At 70.4% G+C, this 12,667-nt stretch carries 14 protein-coding genes; 6 read left to right on the top strand and 8 right to left on the bottom strand.

Translation table 11 applies throughout. The annotated features are described in order from the left end of the window. Positions 1-30 precede the first annotated feature (30 nt). The 5 genes from RT282_RS03340 to RT282_RS03320 all read left to right on the top strand — a co-directional run bounded on the left by RT282_RS03340 (position 31) and on the right by RT282_RS03320 (position 5,221). Positions 31-633 (top strand): TRAP transporter small permease, encoded by a 603-nt coding sequence (locus RT282_RS03340; protein ID WP_312305961.1) that lies wholly within the window; start codon positions 31-33, stop codon positions 631-633. Beyond that, positions 630-1,928, top strand: coding sequence for a TRAP transporter large permease (locus tag RT282_RS03335; protein WP_313311764.1), 1,299 nt, complete (start codon positions 630-632; stop codon positions 1,926-1,928). The genes RT282_RS03340 and RT282_RS03335 overlap by 4 nt, the downstream gene beginning before the upstream one ends. Before the next feature lie 60 nt (positions 1,929-1,988). Then, positions 1,989-3,023 (top strand): DctP family TRAP transporter solute-binding subunit, encoded by a 1,035-nt coding sequence (locus RT282_RS03330; RefSeq protein ID WP_312305964.1) that lies wholly within the window; start codon positions 1,989-1,991, stop codon positions 3,021-3,023. A gap of 177 nt (positions 3,024-3,200) precedes the next feature. Continuing rightward, positions 3,201-4,205 (top strand): thiamine pyrophosphate-dependent dehydrogenase E1 component subunit alpha, encoded by a 1,005-nt coding sequence (locus tag RT282_RS03325; RefSeq protein WP_312305966.1) that lies wholly within the window; start codon positions 3,201-3,203, stop codon positions 4,203-4,205. Beyond that, positions 4,202-5,221: a transketolase C-terminal domain-containing protein gene (locus RT282_RS03320; RefSeq protein WP_313311763.1), complete on the top strand. Its 1,020-nt coding sequence runs from the start codon at positions 4,202-4,204 to the stop codon at positions 5,219-5,221. Before RT282_RS03325 ends, RT282_RS03320 begins: the two co-directional genes overlap by 4 nt. An 86-nt stretch (positions 5,222-5,307) precedes the next feature. On the opposite strand, the gene RT282_RS03315 is transcribed toward RT282_RS03320, so the two are convergent. The 6 genes from RT282_RS03315 to RT282_RS03290 form a co-directional block, all read right to left on the bottom strand. Further along, positions 5,308-6,642 carry an RNA polymerase sigma factor gene (locus tag RT282_RS03315; protein WP_313311762.1) on the bottom strand — a complete coding sequence of 445 codons (1,335 nt, stop codon included), beginning with the start codon at positions 6,640-6,642 and terminating at the stop codon, positions 5,308-5,310. Between the two features lies 1 nt (position 6,643). After that, positions 6,644-7,066: a VOC family protein gene (locus RT282_RS03310; protein ID WP_312305974.1), complete on the bottom strand. Its 423-nt coding sequence runs from the start codon at positions 7,064-7,066 to the stop codon at positions 6,644-6,646. A gap of 158 nt (positions 7,067-7,224) precedes the next feature. Beyond that, a complete protein-coding gene (locus tag RT282_RS03305) occupies positions 7,225-7,662 on the bottom strand; it encodes a VOC family protein (protein WP_313311761.1) in 438 nt (145 codons plus the stop codon). 29 nt (positions 7,663-7,691) lie between these two features. Continuing rightward, positions 7,692-8,186, bottom strand: coding sequence for a VOC family protein (locus RT282_RS03300; RefSeq protein ID WP_313311760.1), 495 nt, complete (start codon positions 8,184-8,186; stop codon positions 7,692-7,694). Positions 8,187-8,297: 111 nt separating this feature from the next. Then, the gene (locus RT282_RS03295; RefSeq protein WP_313311759.1) at positions 8,298-8,672 is read right to left on the bottom strand and encodes a YciI family protein; all 375 of its coding nucleotides are present in this window, start codon (positions 8,670-8,672) and stop codon (positions 8,298-8,300) included. 64 nt (positions 8,673-8,736) lie between these two features. Further along, entirely contained in the window at positions 8,737-10,554 is a 1,818-nt protein-coding gene (locus RT282_RS03290; RefSeq protein ID WP_313311758.1) for an ABC transporter ATP-binding protein/permease, read from the bottom strand. A 132-nt stretch (positions 10,555-10,686) separates the two neighbouring features. Here RT282_RS03290 and RT282_RS03285 point away from each other — a divergent pair, with 132 nt between their 5' ends. Continuing rightward, positions 10,687-11,103, top strand: coding sequence for an acyl-CoA thioesterase (locus tag RT282_RS03285; RefSeq protein ID WP_312306505.1), 417 nt, complete (start codon positions 10,687-10,689; stop codon positions 11,101-11,103). 87 nt (positions 11,104-11,190) lie between these two features. Here RT282_RS03285 and RT282_RS03280 read toward each other — a convergent pair whose 3' ends face one another. Both RT282_RS03280 and RT282_RS03275 read right to left on the bottom strand, forming a co-directional pair. After that, a complete protein-coding gene (locus RT282_RS03280) occupies positions 11,191-11,790 on the bottom strand; it encodes a polymer-forming cytoskeletal protein (RefSeq protein ID WP_313311757.1) in 600 nt (199 codons plus the stop codon). 152 nt (positions 11,791-11,942) lie between these two features. Further along, on the bottom strand, positions 11,943-12,428 hold the full coding sequence (locus tag RT282_RS03275) for a thioesterase family protein (protein ID WP_313311756.1): 486 nt from the start codon (positions 12,426-12,428) through the stop codon (positions 11,943-11,945). Positions 12,429-12,667 lie beyond the last annotated feature (239 nt).

The raw sequence follows: 12,667 nt of genomic DNA, 5'->3' as shown, positions 1-12,667 counted from the left end.
GTATGTCCGACTTCCCGCTCTTGCGCCTCCATGTCTTCCCAACCCACACCCGGGCCGTCCCGCAGCGGCGCCGACGGCGCAGCCGCGCCTGCGGCCGCCACCCCTGACACCGCCCTCTCCTCCTCGCTGCGCCTGGAAGACTGGCTGACCGTCACCGCCATGGCGCTGCTGGCGCTGATCACCTTCACCAACGTGATCGTGCGCTACTTCACCGATTCCTCCTTCGCCTGGACGGAGGAGTTCTCCGTCTTCCTAATGATCATGCTGGCCCTGGTGGGCGGCTCCTCGGCCGTGGCGCGCGATCAGCACATCCGCATCGAATTCTTCTGCAGCGCCGGCACCGCCGCGCGGCGCCGGCGCCTGGCGCAGCTGGGCGCGCTGCTGGTGGCCCTGCTGTTCGCGCTGATCGCGCTCTTAAGCGTGCGCGTGGTGTGGGATGACTACCGCTTCGAGGAAACGTCGCCCGGCATCGGCGTGCCGCAGTGGTGGTACTCCATCTGGCTGCCCATCCTGTCGGCGCTGATCGCCGTGCGCGCCGTGGGCCTGCTCAGGCGCCGCACACGCCAGAGCGACGCACAGTACCTGGCCGGCGACGAGCCGCCCGCACCAGCCGCGAAGGAGCAGCAAGCATGATCGCCACGCTGCTCTTCGTCGCCTTCCTCTCGTTGATGTTCCTGGGCGTGCCCATCGGCGCGGCGCTGGGCCTGGCGGGCGCCGCGGCCATCGCCCTGGCGAACGCCGAGACGCAGTGGTTCGGCCTGCTGGCCGTGCCGCAGAACTTCTATGCCGGCCTGGGCAAGTACCCGCTGCTGGCCATTCCCATGTTCGTGCTGGTGGGCTCCATCTTCGACCGCTCGGGCGTGGCGCTGCGGCTGGTGAACTTCGCCGTATCCATCGTCGGTCGCGGACCCGGCATGCTGCCGCTGGTGGCCATTGCCGTGGCCATGTTCATGGGCGGCATCTCCGGCTCGGGGCCGGCCACAGCCGCCGCCGTGGGCGGGGTGATGATCGCCGCCATGGCACGCGCTGGCTACCCGGCCGGCTACAGCGCCAGCGTGGTGGCCAGTGCCGCGGCCACCGACATCCTGATCCCGCCCTCGGTGGCCTTCATCGTCTATTCGGTGCTGGTGCCGGGCGCATCGGTGCCGGCGCTGTTTGCCGCCGGCATGTTCCCCGGCATGCTGGCCGGCCTGGCGCTGATCATCCCGGCGGTGTGGATGGCGCGGCGCCACGGCATGGGCAAGCTCGAAGCCGGCCTGCCGCGCCCACCGTTCTGGCGCAGCCTGCGTGAGGCCTCCTGGGGCCTGGCAGCGCCGGTGGTCATCCTGGGCGGCATGCGCATGGGCTGGTTCACCCCGACCGAGGCGGCCGTGGTAGCGGTTTTCTACGGCCTGTTCGTGGGCATGGTGGTGCACCGCACCATCGGCGTGCGCGACCTGTTTCCCATCCTGCGCGAAGCCGGCGAGCTGTCGGCCGTGATCCTGGTGGTGGTCTCGCTGGCCGGCATCTTCGCGTTCTCGCTGTCCACGCTGGGCGTGATCGACCCGATCACCCGCGCCATCGTCAGCTCCGGCCTGAGCGAGAGCGGTGTGCTGGCGCTGATCATCGTGCTGCTCTTGATCATGGGCATGTTCCTGGACGGCATCTCCATCATGCTGATCTTCGTGCCGCTGATGGCGCCCATCATGCTGCACTACCAGTGGGACGTGGTCTGGTTCGGCGTGGTGCTGGTGCTGACCATCGCCGTCGGCCAGTTCACGCCGCCCATGGCCGTGAACCTGATGGTGTCCGCAAAGATCGCCCAGGTGCGCATGGAGTCCACCACGCGCTGGGTGCTGTGGCTGGTGCTGGCCATGACGCTGGCCATGATCACCGTGGTGGTGTGGCCGCAGATCGCGCTGTGGCTGCCGGCGCGGCTGGGCTACTGATCGAACGAACGCCGATCTTTTTGTTTTTTCCACTGACCTTCCAATAAAGGAGACCAACCCATGAAACTGCGCACCTTCCTCACCGCCACCGCCGCCGCCAGCGCCCTGCTGACCCTGGGCCTGCCCGCCGCGCACGCGCAAAACTACAAGAGCGAGTACCGCATGTCGCTGGTGGTGGGCACGGCCTTCCCCTGGGGCAAGGGCGGCGAGATCTGGGCCAACAAGGTCAAGGAAAAGACCAACGGCCGCATCAACATCAAGCTGTATCCCGGCGTGTCGCTGATCCAGGGCGACCAGACGCGCGAGTTCTCCGCCCTGCGCCAGGGCGTGATCGACATGGCCGTCGGCTCGACGATCAACTGGTCGCCCCAGGTCAAGCAGCTCAACCTGTTCTCGCTGCCCTTCCTGATGCCCGACTACGCGGCCGTCGACGCCCTGACCCAGGGCGAGGTGGGCAAAGAGATCTTCAAGACGCTGGAAAAGGCCGGCGTCGTGCCCCTGGCCTGGGGCGAGAACGGCTACCGCGAGCTCACCAACTCCAAGCACGCCGTGAAGACCCCCGCCGACATGAAGGGCCTGAAGATCCGCGTCGTCGGCTCGCCGCTGTTCGTGGACACCTTCACCGCCCTGGGCGCCAACCCCACGCAGATGAGCTGGGCCGACGCGCAGCCGGCCTTTGCCAGCGGCGCCGTGGACGGGCAGGAAAACCCCATGAGCATCTTCACCGCCGCCAAGCTGCAAAACGTGGGCCAGAAGTACCTGACCATGTGGGGCTACGTGGCCGACCCGCTGGTCTTCGTGGTCAACAAGGACGTGTGGAATTCCTGGACGCCCGAGGACCGCGAGCACGTGCGCCAGGCCGCCATCGAGGCCGGCAAGGAAGAGATCGCCATCGCCCGCAAGGGCATGATCGAGCCCGGCCAGCCGCTGCTCAAAGACATCGAAGGCATGGGCGTCACCGTCACCCGCCTGTCGCCGGCCGAGCGCGACGCCTTCGTGCAGGCCACGCGCGCCGTCTACAACAAGTGGAAGCCCACCATCGGCACGCCGCTGGTGGACATGGCGGAAAAAGCGATCGCCAGCCGCAAGCAATAAGCCGGGCCGTCCCGGGGCCGGCGGCGGCCGCCGCCACCGGCCATGTGGCTATCAAATTTGATAGCTGCCAGCGCTTGCCCAGCAAGCGTTTGCGCCTGATTTTGCTTGAAAACCTGCCAGCTCTCCCGCCAGCCTGCACCCGTGCCGGCCTGGCGGGATGACACTGTTCCGATGTCCATGAACGAACTGCTTGATCTCTACCGCACCATGGTGCGCATCCGCGCCTTCGAGGATGCGGCCGAGGCGGCCAGCCAGGGCGGCGTGTCCTGGGGCGGCGCGGCCACCGACGGCGTGGAGGTGCGCGTCAAGGGCCCGCTGCACCTGTCCACCGGCCAGGAGGGCGTGGCCGCCGGCGTCTGCCGCCACCTGCACGCGCGCGACCTGCTGACCTCCACCCATCGCGGCCACGGCCACACCCTGGCCAAGGGCGCCGACCCCACCAAGATGATGTGCGAGCTGTTCGGCCGCGCCAGCGGCTACAACGGCGGCAAGGGCGGCTCCATGCACATCGCTGACTTTTCCGTCGGCATGCTGGGCGCCAACGGCGTGGTCACCGCCGGCCTGCCGATTGCCGTGGGCGCCGCCCACGCGCTGAAGATCCGCGGCGAGGACGCCATCGCCGTCAGCTTCTTCGGCGACGGCGCCATCAACCGCGGCCCCTTCCTGGAGGCGCTGAACTGGGCGCAGATCTATGGTCTGCCGGTGCTCTTCGTGTGCGAGGACAACCGCATCTCGGCCACCACGCAGTCCGCGCCCATGACCGCCGGCGAGCAGGCGGCCAGCGCCCGCGCGCAGGCCCTGGGCATCCCGGCCGTGCAGGTGGACGGCAATGACGTGCAGGCCGTGAGCGAAGCCGCCCGCACCCTGGTCGGCGCCATCCGCGCCGGCGGCGGGCCGCGCCTGCTGCACGCGCAGACCTACCGCCTCAAGGGCCACGTCTCCGTGGACCCGGCCAAGTACCGCGACCCGGCCGAGCTGGCCCGGGCGCTCGAAAACGACCCCATCGACCGCGCCCGCGCGCGCCTGCAGGCCCAGGGCCTGGGCACACAGGCCGCGCAGATCGAGGCCGAGGCGCGCGAGGAAATCGCCGCCGCCGTAGCCACGGCCGCCGCCGCCCCGCTGCCGCCCGCCGAGGCGGCCTACGGCGACGTTGTCAGCATTGGAGAAGGCGCATGGACATGACGACGACAACGACAACAACGACCACCGCCACCCTGAGCTACGCCCAGGCCGCCGCCCTGGCCCTGCAGGAGGCCATGCAGGCCCAGCCCCACATCGTCGCCCTGGGCGAGGACCTGGGCCGCGGCGGCGTCTTCGGCCAGTACCGGGCCACCGACGGGCGCTGCCTGGTGGAGCACTTCGGCCCGCAGCGCATCCTCGACACGCCGATCTCCGAGGCCACCATCATGGGCGCCGGGGTCGGCATGGCCCTGGCCGGGCTGCACCCCGTGGTGGAGATGCGCGTGGCCGACTTCGCGCTGTGCGCCATCGACGAGCTGGTCAACCAGGCGGCCAAGAACCGCTTCATGTTCGGCGGCCAGGGCCGCGTGCCGCTCGTCGCGCGCCTGCCCATCGGCATCTGGACGGCCTCGGCCGCGCAGCACTCGCAGTCTTTCGAAGCCTGGTTCGCCCATGTCCCGGGCCTGGTGGTGGTGGCGCCCGCCACGCCGCAGGACAACTACAGCCTGCTCAAGGCGTCGCTCGCCAGCGGCGACCCGGTGGTCTACATGGAGCACAAGGAGCTGTGGGGCCTGCAGGGCGAGGTGGACACCCAGGCCACGGCCGAGCTGGGCCGATGCCGCGTGGCCTTTGAAGACGGCGGCGGGCAGGACCTGACCATCGTCTCCTGGTCGCGCCAGGTGCATGCCTGCGTGGACGCGGCGCGCACGCTGGCCGCGCAGGGCGTGCGCGCCCGCGTGCTGGACCTGCGCACCATCTGGCCCTGGGACCGCGAGGCCGTGCTGGCCAGCGCCGCCGCCAGCGGTCGCCTGCTGGTGGTGCACGAAGCCGTGCAGGCCGCCGGCTTCGGCGCCGAGGTGGCCGCCACCGTGGCCGAGCACACCGGCGCCCGCGTGGCCCGCCTGGGCGCGCCGCGCATCCCCGTGGGCTACGCGCCCACGCTGGAGGCCGAATCGCGCATCGGCGCCGCGCGCGTGGTGCAAGTGGCGCAGCAGCTGATGGCCGCAAAAGCGCGCTAGCAAACCAGTCTGCTAGCAAAACAGGAGCTGCTGGCGCTTGCTGCACAAGCGCTGGCGGCTCTTTTTGCTTGTATTTCCTGCGGGCGCTAGGCGCCGCCCGCCAGCTCCTGCGCCCGCTCCTGCAGCAGGGCGCGCTCGCGGCCGTTGCCGGCCAGCGCGGCGGCGCGCAGCAGTTCGGCCCGCGCCTCGTGCACCCGGCCCAGGCGCAGCAAGAAGTCCGCCCGCACGGCCGGCAGCCAGTGGTAGCGCGCCAGCGCGGGCTCGGCCCGCAGCGGCTCCAGCACTGCCAGCCCGGCGGCCGGGCCGTCGGCCATGCCCACGGCCACGGCGCGGTTCAGCTCCACCACCGGCGACGGCTGGCGCGCCGCCAGTGCGCCATACAGCCCGGCGATGCGCCGCCAGTCGGTGGCCGCGGCGCTGGGCGCGCGGGCGTGGCAGGCGGCGATCGCCGCCTGCAGCGTGTACGGCCCTCGCGCCGGAGCCAGCGCTTCGGCCTGCGCCAGCGCCGCCAGGCCGCGGCGCAGCAGCAGGCGGTCCCAGCGGCGGCGGTCCTGGTCGGCCAGCAGCACCGGCCGGCCCCGGGCGTCGGTGCGCGCCGGCATGCGCGCGGCCTGCAGCTCCAGCAGCGCGGCCAGGCCGTGCACTTCGGCCTGGTCGGCGGGCGCCAGGGGCCGGCCGGCGCGGGCGCGACGCAGCACCAGGGCCGCCAGCCTGCGCGCCAGGCGCAGCGCCTCGTCCACCAGCGCCGGGCGCATCCAGTCGTCGCCCTCGCTGGCGGCATAGCCCTCGTTGAAGATCAGGTAGACCACCTCCAGCACCGCCGCCAGCCGCGCCGGCAGCTCCTCGCCGCCGGGCACCTCGAAGGGCACGCCGGCTTCGGCCAGCGTGCGCTGGGCGCGCACCAGGCGCTGCGCCATGGCGCCCTCGCTGACCAGGTAGGCGCGGGCCACGGCCGCCGTGGACAGCCCGGCCACCAGCTTCAGCGTGAGCGCGCTGCGCGCCGACGCCGGCAGCAGCGGGTGGCAGGCGGTGAAGACCAGGCCCAGCACCTCGTCGTCCACCGCGTCGCCCCGGGCCTGGGCGCGGCGCTCGTCCAGGCCTGCGGCGGCGTCGGGGGCGTACAGGGCCTGCTGCGCCTGCAGTTCGCCGGCGATCAGGTCGGCCGCGGCGCTGCGCACCTGCTGGCGCCGCAGGTGGTCCAGCGCGCGGCGGCGCACGGCGGCCATCAGCCAGGCGCCGGGGCTGTTCGGGATGCCGTTCACGGGCCAGTGCTCCAGGGCGGAGACGAGCACGTCCTGCGCCAGTTCCTCGGCCACGCCCAGGTCGCGCACCACGCGCGCGGCGTGGGCCACGACCTTGGCGGCCTCGATGCGCCAGACGGCGGCGACGGCCTGGCGGGCGGCGTCGTCGGCGCCGGGCACGTCAGGCGGCGGCGGGAGGCGTGGCGGGCGCGGCGGCCATGTCCATGTACATCAGTTCCCAGCCGTGGCCGTCCATGTCGTCGAAGGCGCGGTAGTACATGAAGCCGTGGTCCTGCGCCGGCCGCGGCTCGGTGGCGCCAGCAGCCAGCGCCCTGGCCATCAGCGCGTCCACCTCGCCCCGGCTGTCGCACGACAGGCACAGCAGCACCTGGGCGCTCTCGCGCGCATCGGCGATGCGCTTGGCGGTGAAGGTCTGGAAGAACGGCCGCACCAGCAGCATGGCGTAGATGTCCTCGCTGATGACCATGCAGGCGCCCTGCTCGTTGGTGAACTGCGGGTTGAAGGAAAAGCCCAGCGCCTCGAAGAAGGCGCGCGAGCGCTGCATGTCGGCGATGGGCAGGTTGACGAAGATCTTGCGGGCCATGGTTCGGCTCCAGAAAACGACAGGGTTGAGGGGCAACGGGAAGGCGCCGGGCTACCTGCCCATGGCGCGGAAACGCTCGCGCAGGGCCTGGCGCCGCGCGTGCTGGATGTGGCGCGGCCCGTGGCCCGCGTCGCCGGTGGCCGTGGCCTTCGCGATGATCATGAAACGCACGGCGCGCCCTCCCCGCTGCCAGAGGCCAGCGGCTGCAGCAGGCTGCAGCGGTTGCCCTCGGTGTCGGTGAAGGCCACGTAGGCGCCGACACCGGGAATGTCCATGGGCTCGCCCAGCACGCTGCCGCCCGCCTGCGCGACGCGCGCCATGGCGGCGCGCAGGTCTTGCACCCCGATCACGATGCCCGGGTGCTGGGCCGGCATGTGCGCGTCGGCGATGAAGAAGCCGCCGTTGATGCAGCCGGGCACGGCCCCGGGCGGCGCCGGCGGCGGATTCTGGGGGTCGGCCGTGGTGACGACGGTGTAGTGGCCCATCTCGGGGCCCAGAAACTGCAGCTTCCAGCCGAAGGCGCCGGCATAGAAGCGCCCGATGCGCTCACGGTCGCGGCAGGGCAGTTCGAAGTGGATGACAGGGTTCATGCTCATGGCGGGTCTCTGTAAGGTGGATGCGGGCTTCAGGCGCCACGGCCGTCGGCGGCGGCCTGCAGCGCGGCGATGTCGAGCTTGACCATGCCCTGCACGGCCTGCAGCACGCGCTGCGAGCGCGCGGCGTCGCTGCCGCCGATGATGTCCAGCACCATGCGCGGCACCACCTGCCAGGACACGCCCCAGCGGTCCTTCAGCCAGCCGCATTGCACGGGCCGCCCGCCGGCGGCCAGGCGCTCCCAGTAGTGGTCGATCTCGGCCTGGGTGTCGCACATCACCTGCAGCGACAGGGCGTCGGTATAGGCCTCGTGCGGGCCGCCGTTCAGGGCCATGAAGGGCTGGCCGTCCAGCTCGAAGGCGATGGTCAGCACCGTGCCGGCGGGCAGCGGCGCGCCCTCGCCGTAGTGGCTGGTGGCCGTCGTGCGGCTGCGGGGGAAGATGGCGCTGTAGTGGCGTACCGCGGCTTCGGCGTCGCGGTCGAACCACAGGCAGGGGACGATGCGGGGGTGGGCGTGCAAGATCACAGAGGTGGCTCCTTAAAAAAAGGGCAGGCACCCGGCTTTCGCCGGCTCGTACCACCACGACGCATCAGGCCACCGGTTTTCGACAGCCGGCGACTAGGTAGTTACCCTGAGTCAATCACTGCCCGGGCTGCCTGCCCAGCAGGGCGCGACGGCGCGCACCTCCACCGTGGCCCAGGCAGCGGCCGGGCATTCGGCCGCCAGGGCCACGGCCTGCGCGCGGCTGTCGGTGGCCAGCAGGTAGAAGCCCCCGACCATTTCCTTGGTCTCGGCAAACGGTCCGTCCAGCACCTGCACGGCGCCGGCGCGGCGGCGCACCTGGGCGGCGCCGGCATCCTGCGGCGCCAGCGACTCGGCGGCCAGCAGCAGGCCGCGCCCCTGCAGCTCGGCGCCCCAGGCGCGCATGCGCTCGTAGAGCAGCTGGCCCTCGGCCAGGCTGCGCTCGGCGCGCTGGCCTACGGGTTCGTGGATCAGCAGCATGTGGGCCATGGTTTGCTCCTTGTTCAATAGCTGCCAGCGCTTGACTGGCAAGGGCGGGAGGCCTTTTTCACCATCATTCTTGTGCCCCGGCGCTGCGGTGCTGCAGCGCCCACATTTCCGCATAGCGCCCGCCGGCGGCCAGCAGCTGGCCATGCGTGCCGCGCTCGACGATGCGGCCGGCGTCCATGACCAGGATCTCATGCGCGTCCACCACCGTGGACAGGCGGTGCGCGATGACCAGCGTGGTGCGGCCCTGCGCGGCCTGGCGCAGTTCGGCCTGGATGGCGCGCTCGTTGGCCGAGTCCAGCGCGCTGGTGGCCTCGTCGAAGATCAGGATGGGCGGGTTCTTCAGCAGCGTGCGGGCGATGGCCACGCGCTGCTTCTCGCCGCCCGACAGCTTTAAGCCCCGCTCGCCCACCTGGGTGGCATAGCCCTGGGGCGTGGCGGCGATGAAGTCGTGGATGTGCGCGGCGCGGGCGGCCGCCTCCACCTCGACCTGGCTGGCGTCGGTGCGGCCGTAGGCGATGTTGTAGGCGATGGTGTCGTTGAACAGCACCGTGTCCTGCGGCACGATGCCGATGGCCCGGCGCAGGCTGGCCTGCGTGACCTGGCGGATGTCCTGCCCGCCGATGGTGATGGCGCCGCCCTGCAGGTCATAAAAGCGGTACAGCAGACGCCCCAGCGTGCTCTTGCCGGCGCCGGACGGACCGACCACGGCCACCGTGCGCCCGGCCGGGATCTCGAAGCTCACGCCCTGCAGGATGGGCCGGGCCGGGTCGTAGGCGAAGTGCACGTCGTCAAAGCGCACCACGGGCGGCGCGGCGGCGTCCAGCGGCGCGGCGCCGGGGGCGTCGGCCACTTCCTGCTGGCGGTCCATCAGGGTGAACATCTTGTCCAGGTCGGTCAGGTTCTGCTTGATCTCGCGGTACACCACGCCCAGGAAGTTCAGCGGGATGTAGATCTGGATCATGAAGGCATTCACCATGACCAGGTCACCCAGCGTCATGCGCCCGGCCGCCACGCCCTCGGTGGCGCGCCACAGGATGGCCACCAGGGCCACGGCGATGATCAGCTGCTGGCCGCCATTGAGCAGGCTCAACGAGCTGCGGCTCTTGAGCTGCGCGCGGCGCAGCCGCTCCAGGCTTTCGTCATAGCGGCGGGCCTCGAACTGCTCGTTGTTGAAGTACTTGACGGTCTCGTAGTTCAGCAGCGAATCGATGGCCTTGCTGTGCGCGGCCGAGTCGAACTGATTGGCCTCGCGGCGAAAGTGGATGCGCCATTCCGTCACCCACACCGTCCAGCCGATGTACAGCGCCAGCGCCGCCAGCGTGATGATCGCGAACCAGGCATCGAAGCGCGTGGCCAGCACGGTGAGCACCAGCGCCACCTCCACCAGCGTGGCGGCGATGTTGAACAGGGCGAACGACACCAGGGACTCAATACCGCGCACGCCGCGCTCGATGTCGCGCGTCATACCGCCGGTCTGGCGCTCCAGGTGAAAGCGCAGCGAGAGGGCGTGCAGGTGCTCGAAGGTCTTCAGCGCTATGGAACGCGCCGCGCCGTGCGTGGCCTTGGCGAAGACCAGCTCGCGCAGCTCGTTGAAGAGCGAATTGGCAAAGCGCAGCAGGCCGTAGGCCAGCAGCAGGCCCACCGGCACCACCAGCAGCGCGGCAGGGTTGCCGGGCGGCACGGTCATGGCGTCCACCAGGGCCTTGAGCAGCAGCGGCACGCCCACGTTGGCCAGCTTGGCCCCCACCATGAAGGCGATGGCGGCGGCCACGCGCCACTTGTATTGCATCAGGTAGGGCAGCAGGCGCGACAGCGTGGCCCAGTCGGTGCGGACAACCGTGGGATCGGGGGCGGGAGCAGTATCGGAGCCGAAGCGGCGCATGGAGGCAGGAGGGGAAAGAGGAAGAGCAGCGGCCGATTGTGACCGCCGGCGCCGCGGCGTGCAGCGGCGGGCAAAACAGGCCAAGGCCGCCAGTTGCGGGACAATGCGGCCCCGCCTTTTCCTCATTCCGCCATGACCGACGCCCTGCACGCCCACCACGCCCTGCCCACGGACAAGGAGCTGGTGCTCAAAGTGATCCCCATGCCCGCGGACACCAACAGCAACGGCGACATCTTCGGCGGCTGGGTTATGGCGCAGGTGGACCTGGCCGGCTCGGTGCTGCCGGCGCGGCTGATCCAGGGCCGCATGGCCACCGTGGCGGTGAACGAGTTCGTCTTCAAGCAGCCGGTGCGCGTGGGCGACCTGCTGTCGTTCTTCGCCGAGGTCACGCGCGTAGGCACCACCTCCATGACGGTGCAGGTGGAGGTCTATGCCGAGCGCATCCGCACGCAGGGCCGCTATGCCAAGGTGACCGAGGCCAAGCTGACCTACGTGGCCATCGACGAGAACGGCCGCCCGCGCCCGATCCCGAAGGCCGCGCAGGAATAAGCCTGCCAGAAGCGCCCAAGGCGCCAACGACAAAGGGAGCCCGAAGGCTCCCTTTTTTTGGTCTGCGCAGATGCGTGCGCAGCGCGGTCAGACCGCGGCCAGCGCCGAAGCGGTGCCGGCGCCGCTGGAGTGGCTGGTGCCACTGCTGCCCGAGGTGGCGCGGGCGCTGTTGCTGCCCAGGCCACCCTCGATCTCGCCGCTGAGCTGGCCGCCCTCTTCGATCACCACCTTGCCGTAGCGGATCTTGCCGCTGACGCGGCCCGAGCCGAAGATGACCAGCTTCTCGCGCACGGTGAGCTGGCCGTCGAACTGGCCGTGGATCTCGGCGATGTCGATCTCCGCGCTGCCGCGGAAGGCCCCCTGCTCGGCGATGTGGATCACGCGCGAGTCCATGGTGGCCTCGACCGTGCCCTCGACCACCAGGGTGTCGCAGTCGGTGATTTCCACGCCCTTGAGCTTGATGTTGGGGCCCACGGTGAGCTTGCTGCCGCCGGTGGCCGTGGTGGTGGCGGAATCGGTGGTGGTGGCGGTGCTGGGGGTCATGGATGCTGCCGGGGTGGAAGCCGTGCTGACGCTGCCCGGCCGGGTGGTGGTGCCGCCCAGCACGGACGATGTGGTGGGCTGGCGGGTGGAAAAGCTGTCGCTGTTGCTGTCTCGCTTGCCAAAGAAGGGGTTTTGCACGGCCATCGGAACTCCTGAGAAATAACCAGCCCATGCTAGGGGGCCGGGCCGCCCCAGACCTTTGGCGTTACGCAAGAGAGGTAACCAAAGCGCTCGATCGTTGCATGCACTTGCATGCGTTGCAGTGACAAACAAGCGCGTGATGCCGTCAGAAGCCGTCAGGACACGATGTAGGCCGCCGCCCCGGTGGACAGCAGCTCGTCCTGCGGACCCAGGAACTCCATGCGCGTGCTGGCCACGCGCGAGCCCAGGCGCAGCACCTGGGCGCGCAGCGTGAACCGCTCGCCGATGCCGGCGCGCAGGTAATCCACCCGCAGGTCGATGGTGCCCAGGCGCGAGAAACGCTGCAGCCGCGCCAGCGGCGCATCGTCCATGTGCCGTGCGCCGATGGCTGCCATGACGGCCAGGCCGCCCATGGCGTCCAGCCCGGCGCTGATCACCCCACCGTGCAAGCGGTTGTAGGCGAAGTGGCCCACCAGCTGCGGCTGCATGGCGATGCGCGCCGCTACCTGGGTGGGCGTGATCTCCATGATCTCCAGCCCCAGCACCCGGTTGAAGGGAATCTTGTCCTCGAAGATGTCCTTCAGGCCGGAGATGAACTCCGGCTCGAAGGCGATGGGCGGCTGTCTGTGAGCGGCGGTCATGGTGTTTTGCTATTCAAAAATGAGCTGCTGGCGCTTATCCACTGGGCGTTGGAGACCGATTTGACTCGCAAAAAAGCCCCGCGGGCGGGGCTGGCAAGAAACGGCTTGTCAACGGCCTTTCAGCACTGGCTGAAATCCGGGTGCCGCTTTTGGCGAAAGCCGCCTCGCTGCTGCGCAGCGCCGGCCCGCTGCGCTGGCCGCGGATTTCAGCACTGGCTGAAATCCGGGTGCCGCTTTTG

The sequence above is a fragment of the Pulveribacter sp. genome (assembly GCF_032079985.1).
Classification (GTDB): domain Bacteria; phylum Pseudomonadota; class Gammaproteobacteria; order Burkholderiales; family Burkholderiaceae_C; genus Melaminivora.
The sequence above is the reverse complement of the archived record's forward strand: the minus strand, read 5'-3'. Positions and strand labels throughout refer to the sequence as shown.

Excerpts from the sequence above, each read along its gene's own strand:
- RT282_RS03340 (WP_312305961.1), top strand. The coding sequence starts at position 31 with ATGTCTTCCCAACCCACACCCGGGCCGTCCCGCAGCGGCGCCGACGGC.
- RT282_RS03335 (WP_313311764.1), top strand. The coding sequence starts at position 630 with ATGATCGCCACGCTGCTCTTCGTCGCCTTCCTCTCGTTGATGTTCCTG.
- RT282_RS03330 (WP_312305964.1), top strand. The coding sequence starts at position 1,989 with ATGAAACTGCGCACCTTCCTCACCGCCACCGCCGCCGCCAGCGCCCTG.
- RT282_RS03325 (WP_312305966.1), top strand. The coding sequence starts at position 3,201 with ATGAACGAACTGCTTGATCTCTACCGCACCATGGTGCGCATCCGCGCC.
- RT282_RS03320 (WP_313311763.1), top strand. The coding sequence starts at position 4,202 with ATGACGACGACAACGACAACAACGACCACCGCCACCCTGAGCTACGCC.
- RT282_RS03310 (WP_312305974.1), bottom strand. The coding sequence starts at position 7,066 with ATGGCCCGCAAGATCTTCGTCAACCTGCCCATCGCCGACATGCAGCGC.
- RT282_RS03305 (WP_313311761.1), bottom strand. The coding sequence starts at position 7,662 with ATGAGCATGAACCCTGTCATCCACTTCGAACTGCCCTGCCGCGACCGT.
- RT282_RS03295 (WP_313311759.1), bottom strand. The coding sequence starts at position 8,672 with ATGGCCCACATGCTGCTGATCCACGAACCCGTAGGCCAGCGCGCCGAG.
- RT282_RS03290 (WP_313311758.1), bottom strand. The coding sequence starts at position 10,554 with ATGCGCCGCTTCGGCTCCGATACTGCTCCCGCCCCCGATCCCACGGTT.
- RT282_RS03285 (WP_312306505.1), top strand. The coding sequence starts at position 10,687 with ATGACCGACGCCCTGCACGCCCACCACGCCCTGCCCACGGACAAGGAG.
- RT282_RS03280 (WP_313311757.1), bottom strand. The coding sequence starts at position 11,790 with ATGGCCGTGCAAAACCCCTTCTTTGGCAAGCGAGACAGCAACAGCGAC.
- RT282_RS03275 (WP_313311756.1), bottom strand. The coding sequence starts at position 12,428 with ATGACCGCCGCTCACAGACAGCCGCCCATCGCCTTCGAGCCGGAGTTC.